Genomic DNA, 21,234 nt, shown 5'->3' with positions numbered 1-21,234 from the left:
ACGAGAGGATGGGTACTTCAATTGCTGCGGGCGGATGGAGTTACAGAGGAAGCAGGCGTTCCTCATACCGGGACAGCGCGGTGGTCAATCGCTGCACCGCGAGCGGCAGCAGCTCCGGCCGGGTATGGGTGAAATTCAGGCGCATCGTGTTCTTCATGGGCTGCTCCGAATAGAAGACTTCCCCCGGAACGAAGGCAACCCCTTGCTCCACAGCAAGCGGCAGCAGCTCGGCGGTATGTATCCGGGCAGGCAGGCTTAGCCACAGGAACATGCCGCCGCGCGGCTCCAGGAAGGATGTATCCTGCCAGTTCTGTGAAGCCAACTCTGCTGATAGCAGCTGCAATCGTGACTTGTATTCCTGGGAGACCAGCCGGATATGGGCTTCAAGGTCGAAGGACAGCAGCAGCTCATGCAGGGCGCGCTGATCGATGGTGCTGGAGTGCAGATCGGCGGCTTGCTTGGCTCTGGCGATCATCCTGATCAGCCCGGCGGGACCAGCGATCCAGCCTGTCCGCAGTCCCGGAGCTACGATCTTGGAGAAAGTACCTGTATAGACTACGCAGGTATCCCCGCCCAGATTCCTGTCGATGGCTGCGAGGGTAGGCGGATACGCTTGCAGGGATTCATCGAATCTAATCTCTCCGTAAGGATTATCCTCCAGCATCAGCACACCGTATTTCCGGCATAGCTCCACCACTTGTTCACGGCGTGCCCTGCTCCAGGTTGCGCCCGAAGGGTTATTGAAGGTGGGAACGGCATAGAGGAGCTTAGGCCGGTGTGTGCGAAGCTGCTCTTCGAGATGCTCCGGCAGCATCCCTTCCTCATCGCTCTTTACAACCTGGATGTCTGCTCGGTAAGAACCCAGTACCTGCAAGGCGGCGAGATAGGTCGGTGCCTCTACAAGTACGGTGTCTCCCGGATCAAGCAGAATTCTGCAGAGCAGATCTATGGCCTGCTGGGAGCCGGTAGTGAGGATCATTTCATCGGAGGAGACAGGGATGCCCTGTTGCCCCAGTCTGGCGGCAAGCTGTTCACGCAGCGGAAGATAGCCTTCTGTCAGTCCGTATTGCAGCGCAGAACTGTCGCCGCTCAGAACTCGGCTGTAAGCTTCCCGGATCGCTTCTGCCGGAAACAGTTCTTCGGCAGGCAGCCCGCCAGCAAGCGAGATGATGTCCTTACCCTGTGTGATCTTAAGGATATTGCGGACTGCGGAGGACCCCAGATGGTTCGTCATATCCGCATAGTTGATCTTCATATTCATGCTCCCTGCTATTCTGAATTTTGTAGTATCATAACGGTATAGCGGTATAACAGTAAAGCGATAAATATAACAGTTGGGAGGAGACGGACCATGCATATTGATTTACTCCGCAGCGGTGACAAATCGCTGCCCCGGCAGATCAGTGAGACGATCGCGCAGCGGATCACCTCGGGACTGCTCCAGCCGGGCACGCGGCTGCCGTCCGTTAGAGGTCTGTCTTCCTCCTTGAAGGTAAGCCAGGTAACGGTAAGCAAGGCTTATGCTGACCTGGAGCTGCGCGGACATATTCTGTGCAGCCAGGGGAAGGGCTGCTATGTGGCAGAACGGGACCGGAGCAGGCAAGGGGCAGAAGCAAGGTGGCAGGACGGTTATGATGACTATCTGCCACGGGCCCAGCTCTGGCGTAACTTCGATTATTCTGAGGTGGACTATCCCTTTCATCTGGCCTCCATTCACAGCAGCCTGCTTCCGCTCGGGCCGATTGGCACGACCATGGCTGCACTTGTGAAGGAGCAGCCTGAGCTGATGGCCACCTATGGTAATTTCCAGGGTGACCCGGAGCTGCGCGAGGTGATGCGCAGGCACCTGCAGAACCGGGGAATCCAGCTGGGCGCGGATGATTTGATGATCACCAGCGGTGCACAGCAGGGGATCGATCTGGTCGCCCGGACCTTTGTCGGTCCGGGGGATACGGTGTATCTGGAGGCGCCCAGCTATACGGGGGCGATTGATGTTTTTGCCGGGCGGGGGGCTGAGATGATCTTCGTTCCGATGGACGGGGACGGCATGCGCGTGGACCGGCTTACAGCGATGTGTGACCGGAGGCCGCCTAAGCTCATCTATACCAATCCGACCTTCCAGAATCCGAGCGGGGTCACGATGAGCATGCCAAGAAGACAGCGTCTGCTGGAGCTTGCTCGCAGCTACCGCTGTCTCATTGTGGAGGATGATCCGTTCAGTGACCTGTATTTCCATCAGCCGCCCCCGGCGTCCATTAAATCGCTGGATACCGCCGGGCATGTAGTCTACATGAAGAGCTTCAGCAAAGTCCTTGCCCCCGGCTGCCGGATCGCCTGTGTCGCCGCTGAGGGCAATATTCTCTCCCGGCTGATCGCCGCCAAGTCGGCCAGTGATCTGGGCAGTCCGCTGCTAACCCAGCGGGCAGTGCTGCCCTTCATCGAGCGCCAGTATGACGAGTACGTAGCGAAGCTGCGTTCAGCGCTGCGTGCCCGCCAGGAGGCGGCAGCGAGGCTGCTGAAGCAGAATGCTCCGGTCGGGGTAACCTGGCAGCTGCCGGGGGGCGGACTGAATCTGTGGCTGCAGCTGCCAGAATCCCCCGGGATTGAGCAGTTGCATGCTCTGGCCGAGCAGGAAGGGATCTCCTTCCTGCCGGGCGATGTCTGCTATGCCGGGGATATCCCCTCCAGGCATATCCGGCTGAGCTATTCGCAGCTGACGCAGGAGGGGATGGAGCGCGGACTCCGCCGGTTCCTGCTGCTGCTGGAACGGCATCTGCGCTCTTAACCGCTAACGGCCGCAGCTTATTGTATAGAATCGAGCTGTTTGCCGACCTGCTGCGGGAACAGCTGGAGCGGAACCTGGCCTCCTCCTGCCGCCTGCAGGGTACGGTAGATATCCACCTGGCCCCAGCCGTAATACTTATCATGGCCGGCGGTGCCCAGATCGATGGCATTAGAGGTCAAGAGCGCGGTCACTTCCTTGTTCGTCAGCGCAGGGTTCAAGGAGCGCACCAGTCCGGCCAGCGCCGCTACATGGGGACTGGCCATCGAGGTGCCGGATAACGCCGCATACTGATTATCGGGATAGGTGCTGGCAATGCTCTCCCCGGGTGCAGCCACATCGATGTAATCCCCGTAATTGGAGAAGGAAGCACGCTCTCCCGCCGCATTCGTTGCGGCAACTGCAATCACCTCTTCATAGGCTGCGGGATATCCCGGCCGCTCCGTATTGTCATTGCCGGAAGCGGAGACAATCACTACATCCCGGTCATAGGCATACTTAATCGCATCATGCAGAAACTGCGAGTCGGCATAGTTGCCCAGGCTGAGATTAATCACCTTAGCCCCCTGATCTGCCGCCCAGATAATGCCTTCGGCCACCGAATAGGTGGTGCCCGCCCCTGAATTATCCAGCGCTTTTACCGGAAGGATCTTGTTATACCAGCTGATGCCGGCGACCCCTTCTTCATTATTGGTTAACGCTCCAATGATGCCGGCCACATGAGTGCCATGTCCAACATCGTCATCCGGCGTGCTGCCGCTGGTAATCGCATTGTAGCCCTTGAGCAGCTGCCCCTTCAGATCCGGGTGGTTCGCTTGAACACCGGTATCCACAACGGCGATTACGATCTCCTTGCTGCCCTTGGACAGATTCCAGCCCTGCGGGGTTTCAATCGCCGGCAGATTCCACTGGTAAGTTGAGAAGAGCAGGTCGTTAGGGGTAATCACATTAGCTCCCGTATTTTCACTGACCGTATCATTGGTTAAGTACATATAGTGAGGCTCTGCGTACAGCGGATGCCACTTATTGGCGAAGTAAGTCTTGAGCTGGGAGTAACTCATCTTGTCTGACCGGAAAATATAAGCATACCCCAGCTTGCGCGGCTCCTTGCAGCGGATATCGGCGGCAATGGTCTGAAGCTGTGCGGCCGTGGGATGTCCGTTCGGGAAGCGGACGACGATCTCATTCTCGTAGTAATGGCTGGCATTTTCATTGTCATGTCCAGTCTTGACCGTGATGTCCTTCAAGGTATCGGCATGGACGGATTCTATCCGGTACTTGCCTTCCTTCGGGTACGGAATGAGCCGCAGATTCTTCAGCTGATGCAGCGCAACGCGGTCCAGAATCTTTTGGTTAATCAGAGCGATGACAGCCACTTGTCCCTCCCGGTTTCGCTGGGCTACGAAATAATACTTTTTGTCGCCGATGATGAACGAGGGGGATTCATAGGATTGGTGGCCTTTAATCGCAGCTTTGGCGGTGTTCAGATAATGAAGCAGCTGCTTATTCTCCTGGTCGGTTCCTTCCGGCAGTGAAGATTTGAAGGTGGTTGTCTTACGGGTGTTGAAATCAACCATCATCAGCATGGTAATATGCCCGTGCCCCTGCTGAAGGCTCTCGGCATAAGCTGAGATAGCTTCAGGGGAAGCATGATGCATATCGGCCAGCAGGGTGCTCAGATGTCTGTGCACATCGACTCGGTTCAGCTTGTCAGTGGTCGCTACATCCTGCACAAGGGTGGTTTTCTTGATCACTTTTTCCTGAGAGGGATTAGGCACAGACGCTTTCCGAAGGGTGCCGCCGCTGCCTTCCGGCCGCAGGGCGAAGGTGAGCAGCAGTACGGTCAGCGCGGCAGTGACTATACCGGCGACGGTTAGATTTTTACGTGACATGATTTCCGCTCCTTCCTTGTCGTTTCATATACCTGTTAGGGTTCGGAGCTGAAGCTGGTTTTATTCATCTTACGAAAAGGCTACCGCCGTCCTTGGTTTTATGTTAATATCAAAAAGAAAGCGCCTTCCGGGGCTTGTACTTTTCTTTTTAGAAGAAGGATTCTTTTCCGGTATCCGTACGGTGGAGGCTTAGGAGATTTTGTGATACTATCAAGAGAGTACAACTGCAATGTCTAAGTGTCATTAACAACTACTAATGCAAGGAACAATAAGGGGGAGCAACCGCCATGTCAGCAGTAAGTGTGCAGAAATTGTGTGAATCAACGAGAGAGAAGCTTAAATCCGTTATCGACAAAATGGAACTGTTCCTGAATGAGCATGCGCTTCCGCAGCTTGTTACCGAAGAGGATGAAGAAACGCTGCATTTCTATCGGGGGTTCCTGTCCGATCTCCGCCATCTGCTGGTGTTCTCGGAAATGTCTTATGAGAAGCTTGGGCTTGCATTGCGCCGTGCTACCTTCGATGAACCTTTCGCGCAAAAAGCGCTATATAATGTATATCATCTAGGAGTTAATAACTTCTTCTATCCTAAGAATGAGAGTTATTCGGAGGATGGACGTTACGCCTATACCGGGCAGGATGCGATCCGTTTCCGTAAGAAGCCTGTGCGTCCGGCACGCGATATCATTATGGAGATCACCAAGGTCTATGAAGAATTGCGTGATGATCTGACTTATTATGAGAATGATTATTTGACAGAGAAGCGGATGCAGAATCAGGTGTAATCCATTGTCCGGTCTATCATCTTATATCTGTAAAAGACTGTCCCAACTGCCGATATGGCTGGTTGGGGCGGTCTTTTTTTTGTAAATATAAGCATTTATGTGTTTCACGCAATAAATAAATCAATTTCTCGCCGAAACGGTACCGTCCTTTAAAAGGACAGCAAAGCCGTTTCCACTTGTGTGTTCAGGTGAGCAGCCTTCAGCCGCATAGCCGATTTCACCAGCGGGCATAATACATGACGAGGTGATCATTATGACAAACGCTAAACCGCTTGTGAAGTGTAGTGTAAGCAACTGTCATTTTTGGGGAGAACAGAACCTGTGCCGTGCCGAGGAAATTGTCATTGAGATCGATCAGCATGCAGGCAGCCGTTACATGGAGGAATACGCAGAGGAGGTGACGGCGGGTAATCATCATGATCATGCCGGAACCTCGTCCGCAACCTGTTGTCTGACGTTCAAGCCGAACGCCTGAGAAGGAGGCCCTTATGGATAATCCGAATGATGAACCCAAAGTGGACCGTTCCGCCCGCCGAAAGGTTATCCTGCGCCCGCGCAGCAGAGTCGATTACCCCCGCCGGGACCGAAGCCACAATGAGGAGTATGCCGCCGAGCTCAGTCCGCTCCCCTCGCAGCTTCAGAACACTATGGAACGGAGCGGCGAAGCTCAGCGGACATCAGTCCGTGTAAGAGAGGGAGAGGACAGGAGTATTGGCTATATCGGCCTGGGCTTCGGTGTAGTATCCTTATTCATCTGGTCCATTATATTGGGGCCGATTGCCGCTGTTCTGGGGTATTATGCGTATGCCAGAGGACAAAAATCAGCCGGGGCCTGGTCGATGGGGCTGGGGATTGTATCCACTTTAAGCTATTTTGTCTTAATTCCTTTTGCCCGTTAGCGCCGGCTGAATCTGCACATCCGATTTTCAAAACAGGCTATCAGACCTAACTATGCAGGTCTGAGGTCTGTTTTTTCGCTTAGGCATATAGTAATTGCTGTGAATAAATAGTAAAGTTCAAATATAAGACTTCGCGTGAAAGAGGGAATGAATGCATGTCAATCAATGCCGCTGCGCCAAGCGGTCAGTTGAAATGGGTAGACCTGAGAAGCTCAAGCATGAAGCGTGAGGATACCAAATCGAACCCCGGAGTGACCGGTGCCTCGGCAGCGGCGTTCACTGCAATGCTTCAGCAGGCAGCCGGGACGTCTCAAGCCACTGACAGCAGCAATAAAAGCACATACGTTGCTCTTGCAGGTAGCTCTTCGTTGGATAATCTGCTGTGGCAGCAGCTTGGGGAAGCAGCAGAGGCGAATAGCGGCATTTCCGGGGAAATAACGCAGACCGTGCCGACGGATTATGAACAGCTGATTCAGACTGCCAGCGCGAAATATGGCGTTCCGGTTGATCTGATCAAGGCGGTTATTGATACGGAATCCTCCTTCAATCCGAATGTTGTATCTTCTGCTGGTGCCAAGGGACTGATGCAGTTAATGGACGGAACGGCTAACGGACTGGGTGTCTCCGATCCCTTCGATCCTGCTCAGAGCATTGACGGCGGCGTACGATACCTCTCGTACCAGCTTAAGCGGTATGACGGACAGGAGAAGATGGCGCTGGCCGCCTATAATGCCGGACCGGGCCGGGTGAACAAGCTTGGAGTCAGCAGCGATGCTGAGCTTATGGCGAATCTCTCCGAGCTTCCGAAGGAGACACAGGCCTACATTGCCAAAATAGAACGCGCCCGCGCGCAATTCGCGGTATAATATAAGGATCAAACGGAATCTGCCCCCTGCTTCTTTTGGGAGGCAGGCCGTTTGATCCTTTTTGCAACATATAAGCAGTTATGAATTCTGATCAACAAAGGAGAACGCAGATATATGCTGTATTGGGATTATGCCGCTGCTGCCCCTCCCTATGAGGAGGTTGTGCAGACGCTGGAGCAGGTGATGAGGAAGCACTTCGCCAACCCCTCTTCCCTGCACCGGGCGGGAGAAGAGGCGGACAAGCTGATCAAGCGTGCGCGTGAGGTGTGCGCAGCTGCGCTTGATGTGTTGCCGCAGGAAATTATATTCACCTCGGGTGCTACCGAGAGCAACAATCTGGCGGTCAAAGGAGCTGCGCTGCAGTATCAGAGCAGAGGGCGGCATATTGTGACCACGGAGCTGGAGCATCCTTCGGTCTACGAGAGCTGTCTTCAGCTGCAGAAGCTGGGCTGGGAGGTTACCTTCGTAGCCCCTGACCCTCAGGGGGTGGTCGAACCCTCAAGGATTGCCGCTGCGGTCCGGCCGGATACGGTGCTGGTCAGTGTGATGCATGTGAATAATGAGATCGGCACGGTACAGCCGCTGCGTGAGATAGGACAACTGGTCAAGGCGGTGAACCGCCGGACACTCTTCCATGTAGACGGCGTGCAGGGCTACGGGAAGCTTGAGGCTCCACTGAAGGACTGGCAGGCAGATCTGTACAGCCTGTCCGCGCATAAATTACGCGGGCCGCGCGGGACGGGAATTCTCTATGTCAGAGAAGGCGTCACGCTGTTTCCCTTGTTGACTGGCGGTTTCCAGGAACAGGGCAAGCGCGCCGGGACAGAGAATGTGCCGAATATTGTAGCTTCAGCCAAGGCCATGCGGATGAGCGGAGAACAGCGGGAGGCCTTCAGCGCCCGGATTCGTCCGCTCAAGGCGCAGCTGGAGAATTATATAGCAGGGATACCGGAGCTTGTACTGAACAGCATGGAGGACGGGGCGCCGCATATTGTCCACTTCTCTTACCCCGGCATGAAGGGGGAGGTTCTGGCCCGCAGGCTGGAGGAGCTCGGGATGGCGGTCGCCACACGCTCCGCCTGTTCCTCACGACTGGCCGAGCCGAGCCGGATTCTGCTGTCCATGGGCAGGGATACCGCTGCTGCGCTTGGCGGCATACGGATCAGCCTGGGAGACAGTCACACGCAACAGGATGTGAGCAGGCTGGAGCAGGCGCTGCTGGCAGCCGTCCAATCCTTGAAGATTGCAGAAGGAGGCATGAAATAACCAATGACAACAACTGAGACAGGTAGCGGAGCACAGAATGCCGGATACGGAAGCAGCATGGACTATGCCGATATGCTCCTGCTGCGCTTCGGGGAGTTCATTCTGAAAGGGAAGAACCGCAGCCGGTTCGAGAAGACCGTACTGCGGCATGTGAAGGAGATGGTGAAGCCGTATCCGAACGTGAAGCTGACCCGGGAATTCGGGCGGATCTACGTCGAATTGAACGGTGAACCGGCAGGAGAATTAACAGAGGCGCTCGTAAAAGTATTCGGGATCGCCTCGATTAGCCCGGTGAAGGTCTCCCGGCCGGAATTCGGCGATATTCTTGCGGCCAGCCGGACCTTCCTCCACCTTATTGCTCCAGCGGCGGGAACCAGCTTCAAGGTTAGCGCTCGCCGGGTGTGGAAGGGCTTCCCTTACGGCTCTATAGAGATGAATAAGCTTATAGCTACACCGCTGCTCCAGGGTTATCCGGGGCTGCTGGTAGATGTGAGATCTCCCGATCTGGAGCTGAAGATTGAGATTCGGGAAGGTCATACTCTTATTTTCTGTGAGAATATTGCCGGAGTCGGCGGCTTCCCGCTGGGAACGAACGGCAAGGCTATGCTGCTGCTCTCCGGCGGGATCGACAGTCCGGTTGCGGGCTGGTCATCCATGCGCAGGGGGCTGGAGGTAGAGTGCGTCCACTTTTACAGCTATCCTTATACGAGCGAGCTTGCCCGCCAGAAGGTTGTAGATTTGACCCGTATCTTGTCACGTTATGCTGGTGTGATCAAGCTGCATCTGGTTCCGTTTACGGAGGTGCAGACCTCTTTTACCGGAATCGGGCAGGATAATCTGATTATTACACTCATGCGCCGGGCTATGCTGCGGATTGCTACCGCCCTTGCGGAGAAGGAGGGGGCGCTTGCGCTGATTACCGGCGATAGTCTGGGCCAGGTGGCCAGCCAGACCCTGCCAAGTATGAATGTGATCGGGCGTGCAACGGCTCTCCCGCTGCTGCGTCCGCTGGTGATGATGGACAAGAGTGAGATTGTGGAGCTCTCCAAGACCATCGGTACGTATGACTTGTCCATCCTGCCATACGAGGATTGCTGTACACTGTTCGTGCCCAAATCACCGACGACGAATCCGAATCTGCGGATTGTAGACAAGATTGAAGCGACGCTGCCGGGCTATCAGGCCTTACTCGATACGGCGGTTGCCGGAACCGAGACCGTACTCATTACACCTTATGGCAACGAGAAGCCGGAGGACTTGGTACCGGCGCAGGCAGGCCTTCAGGAAGAATGGTTCTGAACAGCGAGTTGTGTCCGGCGGCGCTTCCAGTGTCCCGCAGCCAGAATACCGGCAATGACTGCGGCGATGAACAGAACATGCAGCAGCGGATGTGACTTGAGGTACGGGGCAATGACCTTCTCGCCGAAAATCATGCTGGAGGCTGTGAAGCCGAGTACGCCTGACCCGAGATAGATAATCCATGGATATCTGTTGATCAACCGGATAAACAGGGTACTTCCCCAGACCACAATAGGCACACTGATCAGTAGTCCCAGTACGACCAGCGTAATATTATGATTCGCTGCACCGGCAACAGCAATGACGTTGTCCAGTCCCATGGCTGCGTCGGCTATAATAATTGTCCTAACAGCCGCCCACAGCGTTCCGCCGGCCTGAATATCCGTCTCTGCACTGCCGCCGGACAGCAGCTTATAAGCAATAAGGATCAGCAGCAGCCCGCCGATTGCCAGCAGCCATGGAATCTTTAGCAGCCACACCACAAGAATCGTGGCGATGATCCGCAAGATTACCGCTCCGCCTGTGCCAAGAAGAATTGCCTGCTTCTGCCGTTGTCCTTGCAGGTTCCGCGCGGCCAGGCCGATGACGATGGCATTGTCGCCCGCCAGAATAAGATCAAGGAACACGATATTCAGCAGAGATAATATGAAATCCGCAGCGGATGTATTCATCCCGGGTCACTCCTATAGGTTTGGTGGCTTGCATTCCCCTTGCGGCCATTCCGGCCGGAGACTATAGATATACGCTGCAATCCGGCCGTACATGCGCAGTTTCTAAAATAGCGGGACAAGAAGCATAGCTTGTCGCCCCCCGGCATACATGTAGATACATGGAGTTCAGGGAGGCTGAGGTGGATGGATTCATTATTGCTGCTTGGTGAAATTCTAATGATTAATCTGGTGCTCAGCGGAGACAATGCCATGGTCATTGCGATGGCCAGCAAGAATCTGCCGGAGAAGCACAGGAAGCTGGCAGTCTGGTGGGGGGCCGCTGGAGCAGTCGCGCTGCGCTGTATCCTGACCTTCGCCGCAGTGCTGCTGCTCAAGATTCCGTATATTGAAGCCGGAGGGGCCATGCTGCTGCTCTGGATTTCCTTCAAGCTGCTGCTCGAGGACGAGGAAGAGCTGAGAATTGAGGGAAGCCCTAGCGTATGGAAATCCGTACGCACCATCCTGCTGGCGGACTTCATCATGAGCCTGGATAATGTACTGGCGATTGCCGGGCTGGCCAAAGGGGATCTGGCACTGATTGTGATCGGGATTGCGATCAGCATTCCGATTGTCGTCTGGGGGAGCGGCATCATCGTGGGCTGGCTGCACCGCTTCCCGGTGCTGATCTTCATCGGTGCCTATATTCTGGCGTATACCGCCGGGAACATGCTGCTGCAGGATGCCAAATTCGGCCCGGTGATTTCGTTCCTGCTGCCGACGCTTCATACCATACTGCCAATGCTGCTGGGCATTATTGTGGTTATCACGGGCATGCTGAAGCACAGGAAAGTATCCGCAGGCTGATAACCGGCAATAATAAGGCTGTACCAAAAGCTGGAAGGCTTTGGTGCAGCCTTATTTCTTTTTTTTTCGAGAATGCCCCGCCGGGATGTGTGAAGAATGATGGTGTTTTATGTGTATATCAGATAAAATAAAGGAAAACCTGTCGCCGGATTTGCCTGCTGAAGGGGCACCGACCGGTGAAAAGACACGAAATTTTGAAGGGATAGGTGAAAGATGTCTTCCAAAAATGACATGAAACTGGGTGTGTTCATCGCCGCCGCCGGGCTCGTGATTCTGCTGGGCAAGCTGGGGGTGTTCGGTTTTCTGGGACGGGCCTTATGGCCGCTCATCATTCTGGTTCCGGGCCTGTTCCTGCATGTGCTCTTTTTCACCCGCCGCGCTTCTGCATCTGTACTCATTCCTGCGGGCATACTATCGGTGTATGGCTTGCTCTTCGGCTTATGCAATACCTGGGGCTGGGACCTCATGAGATACTTATGGCCTGTTCTTCTGCTGGGGATCGCAGTGGGACTGTACGAATATTCGCTATATGCTTCAGGCAGAACCGGAGGGTTAACTACAGCCGCTGTGATCCTTGGATTGCTTAGTGTAGTGCTGGTTATCTTCACCCTGCTGGGTACTGGTGCGCTCTATCTGCTCGGCGCTGTGCTGGTTGCTGCGGGACTGTGGCTGATGCTGGGAAGAGGCAGACCGGGAAGCCGTAAGAAGTGGAACGGTGGCTGGTAGAACAGATCGTCTACACGCCCTGATAGGACAATTCAAGACCGCTGAGCCGGACATGAGGCAAAATTAGAAAATTTAAGCGGACTTGGCAACGTTTTTTTTCAGAAAAAGACTTGCTTTTCATAGTACTTTCACTATAAAATTAAGGAATGTTGGAGCGTCGGCTTTCTGCCTGGCGCTTCTTTTGTGAGACTGCCGTGACATGCTAAGAATTTAAACAGTTTTAATTTGATAAATGAGAGGATTTGGATACAAATCATGCATTCAAGAAAAGATATCCGTAACATTGCGATCATTGCCCACGTTGACCATGGTAAAACAACACTCGTCGATCAGCTTCTCCAGCAGTCCGGGATTTTCAGCGCGCACGAGCACGTTCAAGAACGCGCCATGGACTCTAACGATATCGAACGGGAACGTGGAATTACAATCCTAGCTAAAAATACAGCAATCACTTATAAAGAGTTCCTGATTAACATCGTAGATACACCTGGACACGCTGACTTCGGCGGCGAAGTAGAACGGATCATGAAGATGGTTGACGGCGTACTGCTCGTTGTTGACGCTTATGAAGGCTGCATGCCGCAGACCAAATTCGTACTCCGCAAGGCGCTGGAACAGCACCTGACCCCAATCGTAGTCGTGAACAAGATTGACCGTCCGGCTGCACGTCCGAAGGAAGTTATTGATGAAGTGCTGGACTTGTTCATTGAGCTTGAAGCCAGTGACGATCAGCTTGAATTCCCTGTAGTCTATGCTTCTGCGCTTAATGGCACATCGAGCATGAATGCTGAGAAGCAGGATGAGACTATGCTTTCACTTTATGAAACCATCGTTGAGCATATCCCGGCTCCAACTGAGAAGGTTGAAGAACCGCTGCAGTTCCTGGTAACACTGATGGACTACAACGAATACCTGGGCCGTATCGCCATTGGCCGCGTGAACCGCGGTGTAATCAAGCAAGGCCAGTCCGTTACAGTCATTATGCGTGACGGCAAGAGCAAGACTGCCCGTATCGAGAAGCTGTTCGGCTTCCAGGGTCTGAAGCGTGTGGAGACAGAAGAGGCCGGCGCAGGCGACATCGTGGCTATTGCCGGTATCAAGGATATCAACATCGGTGAGACGATTGCTGATCCGCAGCACCCTGAAGCATTGCCTGTTCTTAAGATTGACGAGCCAACGATGCAAATGACTTTCCTTGTGAATAACAGTCCTTTTGCCGGTAAAGAAGGTAAATGGGTAACTTCCCGTAAGCTTCGTGAGCGTCTGTTCAAAGAACTGGAAACGGATGTGAGCTTGCGTGTAGATGAAACAGACAGTCCTGATGCATTTATCGTTTCTGGACGCGGTGAGCTTCACCTTGGTATTCTGATCGAGAATATGCGCCGTGAAGGTTATGAGATGCAAGTGTCTAAACCGCAAGTAATTATTAAAGACATCGATGGTGTCAGATCCGAGCCGCTTGAGCGCCTTATGATTGACATTCCGGAAGAAAGCATGGGCTCCGTTATGGAAAGTCTGGGCAGCCGTAAAGCCGAGATGGTCAACATGATCAACCACGGTACCGGCCAAGTCCGTCTGGAATTCCTGATTCCGGCACGCGGCCTGATCGGCTATAACACACATTTCCTGACGCTGACACGCGGCTACGGTGTAATGAACCATGCCTTCGACAGCTATGCTCCACTGGTTGGCGGCCAAGTTGGCGGACGTCATCAGGGTGTGCTTGTAGCAAGTGAAAGTGGTACAACAACCCAATACGGAATCGTGGGTGTTGAGGATCGTGGTATTCTTTTCCTGGATGCAGGTACAGAAATTTATGAAGGTATGATTGTTGGCGAGCATACCCGTGATAACGATATTATCGTTAACATTTGTAAAGAAAAAGCACTTACCAACATGCGTACCTCAGGCAAAGATGATACTGTAAAAATGAAGACTCCACGTACCTTCTCTTTGGAAGGCGCGCTTGAATACTTGAATGATGATGAATATTGTGAGATCACTCCTAAATCTGTACGTCTGCGCAAAAAGATCCTGAATAAGGGCGAGCGCGAGCGTGTAGAGAAGCAGCGTAAGGCGGCGCAAGCCAGCCAAGCGTAAGCTGATAACAATGAAGCCGCCGGATTATTCCGGCGGCTTTTCTCATTTTACAGGCGTGGATCTTTCAAATTGCAGGGATTAATAGCAGTATAAAATGGCTGCGGGTGATATAATGTAAGCGTAACTTATGATCCGGGAGGAGTGACGGGCTATGCAAAGCTGGTTCGCTGAGCATCCAGTTATCGCTTACATTGTCATTTTTATCTTACTCACTTATGTGTATAACCGAGTATTCCGCGTCAATCAGAAGCTGCCGATCGGCAAAGAGATCGTACTGTATGTGATGATGGCGGCAGGCTCAGGCATGCTTCTTATCTTCCAGCATGACAAGCTGCCGATCATCCAGTGCCTGCTGGTAGCGGTCGGGCTGATGCTGCTTGTGCGGGTCCGCTACCTGGTCGAGGCCCGGCAGAAGCGGAAGGCTGCAGCGGCTGCAAAACGGCAGTAGGCGCAACTTTTGATGATAGGGCTCGTCTAAGTTATTACGAAGTTATCTACTTCAACTCCAGTTGAATGAAAAGGAACTAAAAGGATTATGAATACAAGCGAGGGCAATTTGCCACCCAGAAGGAACAGCCAGCAAGGAAGCACCACTACTAACCGGCAGCAGCCGAGGTCTGCTGCTTCAGCTACAACTGCAAAGAAAAAAGCGCGGAAACCGAAAAAGCGCGGATTCTTCGCCCGGCTGATGAGGGTGCTGCTCATCATTCTCCTGATTGCTGTTATAGCAGCATTGGGTTACGCAGGATATTTGTACTGGAAGGTGGACCACGGAGGATTCGGCGTGGACCAGCCGGTTGCGGCCGGACAATCCGCCTCGGAGAAGCCGCTGACGATGCTGCTGCTTGGAACGGACAACCGTCCGAAGCACCCGTCCAACCTGACGGATGTGATCATGGTCGCGGCCTTGAACCCGGAGACCAAATCGGCTACGGTGGTCTCATTACCCCGTGATACATATGTCGAGCTTGGCGGATACAAGAAGACGAAGATCAATGCCTTTTACTCCCGCTTCAAGAGCAAGGAGAAGACCTCCGGGACTCTGGCCGAGGATGAGATGAAGAAGATGATGGGCAAATATCTGGACATTAAGGTCGATTACGCAACCGTACTGGATTTCCAGGGCTTCCGGGATATTGTGGATGAGTTCGGCGGCGTAGACGTTAATATTAGTGCCAATATGTGTTACACGGACAGTGTGGACGGCACCAATATTAATCTTAAAAAAGGCGAAGCCAAGCTAAACGGAGATAAAGCGCTGGATTATGTGCGTTACCGCAAGTCCAACTGCAAGCCGGCGACGAAGCCTTCGGATGATTTTGAACGCAATAAGCGCCAGAACGAGGTACTGACTTCATTAATCTCTCAGATGCAGTCGCTGGGCGGTGTTCTCAAAATCGGCCGGGTGCTGGATGCGGTGGACGATAATCTGGAGAGCGATATTGAGAATGCGCAGATTAAGAGCCTGATCGCTACGTATTGGGATATTTCCAAGGAGAATGTCGAATATGTACCGGTAACAGGAACCTGGCGCAGCCCCTATGTATATATTAACGATAAGGAGCTGGACGCAGCCAAGAAAAGCCTTCAGGACCGGATATCCGGAGAGTCCGCTGCAGTGGTCTCAGGTCAGCCCTGAACAGCAGGCAGGGTACAATCTGTAAATTGAATGCAAGTTTCGTCCTGTGCTATAATATAATAAATTGAATGTATTCTTGCCGCATAGGGGGCCTGTAACTATGTCTGAAGCCGTTGCTCAGCTCAATGAAACTCTGCTAGCTATGCTGCAATCGGAGACGTTTGTTCTTCTTAACACTGTGGATGCAGAATCCGGCGGACCTACGTCGACTGCAATCTCCTGGATCTATGCTGTGAGCCCTTCCATTGTCCGGCTGGCTGTGGACCACCGCTCCAGACTGGTGAACAACATGAAGGTTAACCCGAGGGTAACGATTACTGTGTTTGGCGAAGGGACGGTGCATGCCGTTAACGGTCATGCTGCGGTTCGGCTGGACCCGCTGCCGGATGTTCCGTTTAAGATGTGCTGTTTTGATATTGAGATTGAAGCGGTCCGCAATGCACTGTTCTATGGTGCGCACCTGGAATCTGCTCCGAAATATGCGAAGGTATACGATGCACGTGCGGCCGAGAAGCTGGACGGACAAGTGTTTGCCGCCATGCAAAAAGCCTAGTGTGCTATCACTAGGCTTTTTTTGAAATTAGCTCCTACCGGGTATTGCCTTGCGGCTCAATATCCTCCGGCAGCTGCGGAATGATCCGGCCGATAATATCGGCCATCTCGGAGGCGAAGCCCGAGACCGGGTTGCCCTTGGAGATATGCTTGCCCATCTCGGCCAGCCTGCTGCTGAGGTCCATGTCGGCAGTCACCAGGACTCTTACGCCCCTCGGGTCCTTGCGGATCGCTTCAGCTACCGAGTATTTCACGCTTCCGACTCGCGAACGGGTAAGGGCGCCGTCCACATCAATGCCGACCACGGCAAGGTTGTTCATGACGACACAGTGGACGCCTTCTACACCTGGGACTCTTCGCGCTAATTGTTCAAAATGATCCTTGAGTGCCACATCGCTGTCGCGCTTGCCTGCTGAAGGTTGTCCCGAATCTGGGGTGGGCTCCTGTACGGCTGTACCATCTTCCGACAAAGTCCGCACTCCGCGGTTCCCCTGGCTGTTTAAAGTGCCAGCTGATTGTTTATCCTGAGGAGAGGGTGATGTCTCTTTATTAGCGATACCGCAGCTTGTCAGCAGCAGCAGTACCAGCAACAGACACATTGATTTTCTCATATGTGCGTACTCCTTTCAGCCTGAGAATTAGTGATTTACCTTATCTTGCCCTTGCTGAAAAGAGTTATGTATGATCAATCAAACCAGGCGCTGTGGAGGGGATAACATGAAAAAGATATTCGTACTGGACACTAACGTGCTGTTGCACGACCCCAATTCGATTTTTGCTTTCAAGGCGAATGAGGTGGTCATTCCTGCTGTAGTCCTGGAAGAAATCGACTCCAAGAAGCGTAATGCCGATGAAATCGGCCGCAACGCCCGCACCGTATCGCGTCTGTTAGACGGACTCCGGGAGCTGGGCCACCTGCACAGCGGGGTGGTACTGGACCACGGAGGCACGCTGAAGGTGGAGCTTAACCACCGCAGCTTCGTCAAGGTACAGGAGATGTTCGGCGAAGTCTCCAATGACAACCGGATACTCGCTGTAGCGCTCAATTATCTCCATGAGGAGAATGAGAAGGCTGACCCGAGTCCTGTGGTACTTGTAAGTAAAGATGTTCTTGTCCGCATCAAAGCGGATGTGCTTGGTATAACGCCGGAGGATTATTTGTCTGACCGCACCGGCGATCTGAATGAGCTCTACTCCGGCTGCCAGTCGCTGATGGCCCATCCTTCACTGATTGATGAATATTACAGTCACCGGTTCCTGCCCACGAAGCAGCTGGCGCTTTCCTATCCGCTGTATCCGCATGAATTCGTCATTCTGAAGGATGAGATCGGCAGCGGCAAATCAGCGCTGCTGAAGGTCAACAGCGATGCTTCCCGCCTGGAGCCGCTCTATCTGGGCAATGACGCGGTATGGGGCATTAGCGCCCGGAATGCGCAGCAGCGGATGGCGCTTGAGCTTCTGCTAAATGATGATATTCCGCTGGTGACCATTACCGGCAAAGCGGGAACAGGTAAGACGCTGCTGGCGTTAGCGGCCGGATTGTTCAAGGTAGAGGATGAACACAAATACAAGAAGCTGCTGATTGCCCGCCCGGTGGTTCCGATGGGTAAGGATATCGGCTATCTGCCGGGAGAGAAGGATGAGAAGCTCCGTCCATGGATGCAGCCGATTTATGATAACCTCGAATTCCTGTTCGACACCAAGAAGGCAGGGGATATCGATAAAATATTGATGGGTCTGGGAAGTATCCAGGTTGAGGCGCTGACTTATATCCGCGGCCGCTCCATCCCGTCGCAGTTCATTATCATTGATGAGGCGCAGAACCTGTCCCGCCACGAAGTGAAGACGATTGTCTCCCGGGCCGGCGAGGGCAGTAAGGTGATCCTGATGGGTGACCCCGAGCAGATTGACCACCCTTATCTGGATGCGGCGAGCAACGGCCTCAGTTATATCGTTGAGAAGTTCAAGCAGCAGGGCATTAGCGGACATATTACCCTTGAGAAGGGTGAGCGTTCGCATCTGGCCCAGCTGGCTGCCGATCTGCTGTAGCCCTCGCAAATGTCTCATGCAGCTGTTTATCATTGCTGCAGTTCACAACTCAGCGGGCAAAAGCCGCTATTCAACCGGCAATCAGCCGGTGAGTAAGTACAATCAGAGCCGGGAGATCACCACTCCCGGCTTTTTGCCTGCCCGCCCCCGGAAGCAGCGGGAGAGTTTTTGTGCAGTTAATAGGTGCGATCAGCGGAGGGAGCGGAATTGTTCTGGAGAAGCGTAGCGTTCGCCTTTAAAGACCGATTTCAACCTCTAATCCCTTATTGAATATGAAATCGGGCTTTAACAGCGATCGGAAGAATAATCCGCACACGCAGCGTCTTGCGCACCTGGGTTTTGGCTGCATTGAACAATCCCGCCGTTTCCTTCTATATAAAGAGAACGGTTTCACAACCCAAGACAAGCGCCTGCATCTCTGCTAAAATGAGGAATAAGAAACGCTGAAGGAGAGAGCGCATGTGCTGAAACGCAAAAATTACTGGCTGCTGTTTGCAGTTCTGCTGCTGGCCCTGACAAGCCTGTCACCCAGCATGGAGCTGAATACGGATCATGGAAGCTATCCGCCCAGACAGCCGCTGGACCAATCAGAGCGTCCTCCTTCAGGGGAAGCAGGAGAAATCGAAAGCCTCCAGATCCGCGTCTCACTCAGTACGGAGGAGTTCAGCGTATTGGAGCAGATTAGCAAAGAGTACGCTTTATCCAGCGGAGTCAGCGTGATCCTTAAGAATGTAGAGGCGGAAGACGGGGGAGCACAGGTGCGTGATGAACTAACCATTGGGACAAGCCCGGATATCGTGATGCTGGACGGCCACAGCATTTATGATCTGGCGACCCGGGGCTATTTGCTGCCTGTAGATATCTACCAAAGTGTTCCCGGGAGCACGCCGCTTACGATGCTGATTCCGCAGATGCAGTGGAACGGATATAACTGGGGAGTGCCGCTGGATATCGATCCCTATGTCCTTGTCTATTCGCCGGAGCGGCTCGCCGGAATGGGTTTTGCGGAGGTGCCCGCAAGCCTGGAGCAGTGGAATATGCTGCTAGGCCGGCTGAAGGAGGACCCGGAGAAGAAACGTTATCTGCTGGCTATGGATACGCAGAATCCGTACGGATATGCCGCCGTGCTGCATAGCATGGGCAGCAGTTTGCGCTCCGCCAGCCTTGAGCAGGCTCAGTGGACAGAAGCGGCGCGCAGCTATTTGTATCTGACCAGCCGGTTCAATAAGGAGATCTGGGAGCTGCTGCAGGATGGGAAGCTTGCGGTGGCGGCTGTGCCGCTCTCGGAGTGGGAGAAGCACGGGAATTCGACGCTGGCGGTGCAGATGCCGAAGAAGCAGGAGGGGATACCGAGCTACGAGGTTATTCACAGCCGCTTTTTTGCCCTTCCTGCACAATCCGGCAGTCCGGAAGCAGCGGTCAAATGGCTCGCCTACGTGACTTCAAGCAAGGCCCAGCTGGAATGGCTGGAGAACACGGATCGTCTGCCGGCACTGGATGAGCTGTACCGCTCCGCTCAGCCCAAGATTGGGAAGCTGCCAATGGAAGCCGGATGGTTCCTTGCAGAGGATAACACCCCCGGTCCCGGCTCTGAGGCAGAGTGGAGCCGGAAGGCGGAGGCGGCGCTTGGTTTGTTAACAGGCAAGCTGAATGCCGCCGCTTATGAAGCGGTGGTACAGCCTCCTTTAGAATGAGAGGGACAGCTTCACATGCAGGATGCCGTCCGAGCTTGAGACCTCGGTGGCCTGCAGGAAGGAGACAATCTTCGCCGGATAGAAGCCGAGATCGAATTCTTCCTCCAGAGCCTGGCGGGTGGTATCCGGCAGCTCCAGGCCATTGAATACCACATGATCAACATGGAACATCAAGCCGTTGACAGGCTCCTGCTGTATGGTATAGCGGCCGGTCAGCGACAGCGACAAGCCCCCGCTTTTACCCGTTGCCGAGACTGAATTGTCCTTGAACGCAAACCGGAAATCCTGAAACAGCGGGTTCTGGGTTACCAGGAACTCATTCAGATCCTTTTCGGACAGGGCCAGATTATAGGTCATCCCCTTGCGCACCAGCACGCCATCCCGGCTCTGAACGAACTCCGGCAGCTGCTTCATCGCAGAAGCCAGCGCTTTGAAATACTTCCTCACCTCATGCAGTCCGATATTCTCCCAATATTTACTGAACTCCTCCAGCAGCCGCTCCATACTCTGAGGATCTGTACTGGCCTGAATCCCGCCTGCAATCTCCTTATCTAAGGCAAGCACACGCTTCTGCTGCTCTTCGAGCGCCGTTTTGAGCTCTGCCAGCTCCTGACTGCTGCGCCGGGCGGCCGTGAGTGTGCTTTTCAAATCCTTGTACTGCGTCTCATATTCTGTGAGCGTCTTCCGGTCTTGCCCCATAATAATCTCATAATAATCGAATAGAGCGATTAGCCTGCTGATGCTTTTGGCGGAGAGGAATGCGGTAAGAAGTCCATCCCGTTCCCCCATATAATAGGCCCGCACAACAGCACCTGCCCGTTCCTGCTGGTCCGCGATATTACTCTGTTTGGCAGCAGCTTGCTCCTCCAGCTCAGCGGCTTTGTGCTCCAGCGTCTGTTGCTCTGCAGTAATCCGGGCAATCTCACGTTCAAGCTCTGCAGAGGACAGCGTCTGCTCCAGCAGCTTGCGGGTCTCTTCGTCATCCGGCATAGAGGGCGGCGGAGCGCTGACTCCTGAAGCGGAGCCGGAACCGGCGGACAGATAGACCGGAGAAGCCGGCGACATAGCGATGCAGGTGAGGATCAATATTGCTGCGAATAACCGGCGAACCGTATTACGGGATAACACTTGCACCACCACCTTGAACAGAGTTAGACAGGTATGTACTATT

General features: G+C 53.8%; 20 protein-coding genes. 15 read left to right on the top strand and 5 right to left on the bottom strand.

Annotation, left to right across the window (positions count from 1 at the left end):
• Positions 1-40 precede the first annotated feature (40 nt).
• Positions 41-1,255 carry a PLP-dependent aminotransferase family protein gene (locus tag NST69_RS22695; protein WP_342547180.1) on the bottom strand — a complete coding sequence of 405 codons (1,215 nt, stop codon included), beginning with the start codon at positions 1,253-1,255 and terminating at the stop codon, positions 41-43.
• Positions 1,256-1,351: 96 nt separating this feature from the next.
• Between NST69_RS22695 and NST69_RS22690 the strand changes: the two genes are divergently transcribed.
• A complete protein-coding gene (locus NST69_RS22690) occupies positions 1,352-2,785 on the top strand; it encodes a PLP-dependent aminotransferase family protein (protein ID WP_342547179.1) in 1,434 nt (477 codons plus the stop codon).
• Between the two features lie 17 nt (positions 2,786-2,802).
• Here NST69_RS22690 and NST69_RS22685 read toward each other — a convergent pair whose 3' ends face one another.
• A complete protein-coding gene (locus NST69_RS22685; RefSeq protein WP_342547178.1) occupies positions 2,803-4,674 on the bottom strand; it encodes a S8 family peptidase in 1,872 nt (623 codons plus the stop codon).
• A gap of 287 nt (positions 4,675-4,961) precedes the next feature.
• Here NST69_RS22685 and NST69_RS22680 point away from each other — a divergent pair, with 287 nt between their 5' ends.
• From NST69_RS22680 to thiI, 6 genes are all read left to right on the top strand, one after another.
• On the top strand, positions 4,962-5,459 hold the full coding sequence (locus tag NST69_RS22680) for a YpuI family protein (protein ID WP_036724316.1): 498 nt from the start codon (positions 4,962-4,964) through the stop codon (positions 5,457-5,459).
• 250 nt (positions 5,460-5,709) lie between these two features.
• Positions 5,710-5,934, top strand: a complete 225-nt coding sequence (locus tag NST69_RS22675) for a DUF1540 domain-containing protein (protein ID WP_342550212.1) — start codon at positions 5,710-5,712, stop codon at positions 5,932-5,934.
• Between the two features lie 13 nt (positions 5,935-5,947).
• Entirely contained in the window at positions 5,948-6,358 is a 411-nt protein-coding gene (locus NST69_RS22670; protein ID WP_342547177.1) for a hypothetical protein, read from the top strand.
• Positions 6,359-6,513: 155 nt separating this feature from the next.
• Positions 6,514-7,224: a lytic transglycosylase domain-containing protein gene (locus tag NST69_RS22665; RefSeq protein WP_342547176.1), complete on the top strand. Its 711-nt coding sequence runs from the start codon at positions 6,514-6,516 to the stop codon at positions 7,222-7,224.
• Between the two features lie 114 nt (positions 7,225-7,338).
• Positions 7,339-8,490: a cysteine desulfurase family protein gene (locus NST69_RS22660; protein WP_342547175.1), complete on the top strand. Its 1,152-nt coding sequence runs from the start codon at positions 7,339-7,341 to the stop codon at positions 8,488-8,490.
• Between the two features lie 57 nt (positions 8,491-8,547).
• Positions 8,548-9,789: a tRNA uracil 4-sulfurtransferase ThiI gene (thiI, locus tag NST69_RS22655; protein WP_340980864.1), complete on the top strand. Its 1,242-nt coding sequence runs from the start codon at positions 8,548-8,550 to the stop codon at positions 9,787-9,789.
• Here the strand turns inward: thiI and NST69_RS22650 are convergent.
• Complete coding sequence (locus tag NST69_RS22650; RefSeq protein ID WP_342547174.1) at positions 9,771-10,460, bottom strand: TerC family protein; 690 nt, start codon at positions 10,458-10,460, stop codon at positions 9,771-9,773. The two genes, thiI and NST69_RS22650, sit on opposite strands and share 19 nt — an antisense overlap.
• A 183-nt stretch (positions 10,461-10,643) precedes the next feature.
• On the opposite strand from NST69_RS22650, the gene NST69_RS22645 reads away from it, so the two are divergent.
• The 6 genes from NST69_RS22645 (at position 10,644) to NST69_RS22620 (ending at position 16,321) form a co-directional block, all read left to right on the top strand.
• On the top strand, positions 10,644-11,303 hold the full coding sequence (locus NST69_RS22645; protein WP_342547173.1) for a TerC family protein: 660 nt from the start codon (positions 10,644-10,646) through the stop codon (positions 11,301-11,303).
• A gap of 213 nt (positions 11,304-11,516) precedes the next feature.
• The gene (locus tag NST69_RS22640) at positions 11,517-12,029 is read left to right on the top strand and encodes a hypothetical protein (RefSeq protein ID WP_076075875.1); all 513 of its coding nucleotides are present in this window, start codon (positions 11,517-11,519) and stop codon (positions 12,027-12,029) included.
• A gap of 255 nt (positions 12,030-12,284) precedes the next feature.
• A complete protein-coding gene (gene typA / locus NST69_RS22635; protein WP_036724305.1) occupies positions 12,285-14,129 on the top strand; it encodes a translational GTPase TypA in 1,845 nt (614 codons plus the stop codon).
• 151 nt (positions 14,130-14,280) lie between these two features.
• Positions 14,281-14,577 carry a YlaH-like family protein gene (locus NST69_RS22630; RefSeq protein ID WP_036724304.1) on the top strand — a complete coding sequence of 99 codons (297 nt, stop codon included), beginning with the start codon at positions 14,281-14,283 and terminating at the stop codon, positions 14,575-14,577.
• Positions 14,578-14,664: 87 nt separating this feature from the next.
• Positions 14,665-15,768: an LCP family protein gene (locus NST69_RS22625; protein WP_342547172.1), complete on the top strand. Its 1,104-nt coding sequence runs from the start codon at positions 14,665-14,667 to the stop codon at positions 15,766-15,768.
• A 100-nt stretch (positions 15,769-15,868) separates the two neighbouring features.
• A complete protein-coding gene (locus NST69_RS22620; RefSeq protein ID WP_342547171.1) occupies positions 15,869-16,321 on the top strand; it encodes a pyridoxamine 5'-phosphate oxidase family protein in 453 nt (150 codons plus the stop codon).
• Between the two features lie 34 nt (positions 16,322-16,355).
• On the opposite strand, the gene NST69_RS22615 is transcribed toward NST69_RS22620, so the two are convergent.
• Positions 16,356-16,931 (bottom strand): YhcN/YlaJ family sporulation lipoprotein, encoded by a 576-nt coding sequence (locus NST69_RS22615; protein WP_340950836.1) that lies wholly within the window; start codon positions 16,929-16,931, stop codon positions 16,356-16,358.
• A gap of 106 nt (positions 16,932-17,037) precedes the next feature.
• Here NST69_RS22615 and NST69_RS22610 point away from each other — a divergent pair, with 106 nt between their 5' ends.
• A complete protein-coding gene (locus NST69_RS22610) occupies positions 17,038-18,369 on the top strand; it encodes a PhoH family protein (RefSeq protein WP_036724299.1) in 1,332 nt (443 codons plus the stop codon).
• Positions 18,370-18,830: 461 nt separating this feature from the next.
• Positions 18,831-20,063 carry an extracellular solute-binding protein gene (locus tag NST69_RS22605; RefSeq protein ID WP_342547170.1) on the top strand — a complete coding sequence of 411 codons (1,233 nt, stop codon included), beginning with the start codon at positions 18,831-18,833 and terminating at the stop codon, positions 20,061-20,063.
• Here NST69_RS22605 and NST69_RS22600 read toward each other — a convergent pair.
• Positions 20,055-21,191 carry a hypothetical protein gene (locus NST69_RS22600; RefSeq protein ID WP_036724296.1) on the bottom strand — a complete coding sequence of 379 codons (1,137 nt, stop codon included), beginning with the start codon at positions 21,189-21,191 and terminating at the stop codon, positions 20,055-20,057. The genes NST69_RS22605 and NST69_RS22600 overlap by 9 nt on opposite strands.
• Between the last annotated feature and the right edge of the window lie 43 nt (positions 21,192-21,234).

Source organism: Paenibacillus sp. FSL P2-0089, from assembly GCF_038595095.1.
Taxonomy (GTDB): domain Bacteria; phylum Bacillota; class Bacilli; order Paenibacillales; family Paenibacillaceae; genus Paenibacillus_AQ; species Paenibacillus_AQ silagei.
The sequence above is the reverse complement of the archived record's forward strand: the minus strand, read 5'-3'. Positions and strand labels throughout refer to the sequence as shown.

Coding starts and splice junctions, on each gene's coding strand:
- NST69_RS22695 (WP_342547180.1), bottom strand. CDS start 1,255: ATGAAGATCAACTATGCGGATATGACGAACCATCTGGGGTCCTCCGCA.
- NST69_RS22690 (WP_342547179.1), top strand. CDS start 1,352: ATGCATATTGATTTACTCCGCAGCGGTGACAAATCGCTGCCCCGGCAG.
- NST69_RS22685 (WP_342547178.1), bottom strand. CDS start 4,674: ATGTCACGTAAAAATCTAACCGTCGCCGGTATAGTCACTGCCGCGCTG.
- NST69_RS22680 (WP_036724316.1), top strand. CDS start 4,962: ATGTCAGCAGTAAGTGTGCAGAAATTGTGTGAATCAACGAGAGAGAAG.
- NST69_RS22670 (WP_342547177.1), top strand. CDS start 5,948: ATGGATAATCCGAATGATGAACCCAAAGTGGACCGTTCCGCCCGCCGA.
- NST69_RS22665 (WP_342547176.1), top strand. CDS start 6,514: ATGTCAATCAATGCCGCTGCGCCAAGCGGTCAGTTGAAATGGGTAGAC.
- NST69_RS22660 (WP_342547175.1), top strand. CDS start 7,339: ATGCTGTATTGGGATTATGCCGCTGCTGCCCCTCCCTATGAGGAGGTT.
- thiI (WP_340980864.1), top strand. CDS start 8,548: ATGGACTATGCCGATATGCTCCTGCTGCGCTTCGGGGAGTTCATTCTG.
- NST69_RS22650 (WP_342547174.1), bottom strand. CDS start 10,460: ATGAATACATCCGCTGCGGATTTCATATTATCTCTGCTGAATATCGTG.
- NST69_RS22645 (WP_342547173.1), top strand. CDS start 10,644: ATGGATTCATTATTGCTGCTTGGTGAAATTCTAATGATTAATCTGGTG.
- NST69_RS22640 (WP_076075875.1), top strand. CDS start 11,517: ATGTCTTCCAAAAATGACATGAAACTGGGTGTGTTCATCGCCGCCGCC.
- typA (WP_036724305.1), top strand. CDS start 12,285: ATGCATTCAAGAAAAGATATCCGTAACATTGCGATCATTGCCCACGTT.
- NST69_RS22630 (WP_036724304.1), top strand. CDS start 14,281: ATGCAAAGCTGGTTCGCTGAGCATCCAGTTATCGCTTACATTGTCATT.
- NST69_RS22625 (WP_342547172.1), top strand. CDS start 14,665: ATGAATACAAGCGAGGGCAATTTGCCACCCAGAAGGAACAGCCAGCAA.
- NST69_RS22620 (WP_342547171.1), top strand. CDS start 15,869: ATGTCTGAAGCCGTTGCTCAGCTCAATGAAACTCTGCTAGCTATGCTG.
- NST69_RS22615 (WP_340950836.1), bottom strand. CDS start 16,931: ATGAGAAAATCAATGTGTCTGTTGCTGGTACTGCTGCTGCTGACAAGC.
- NST69_RS22610 (WP_036724299.1), top strand. CDS start 17,038: ATGAAAAAGATATTCGTACTGGACACTAACGTGCTGTTGCACGACCCC.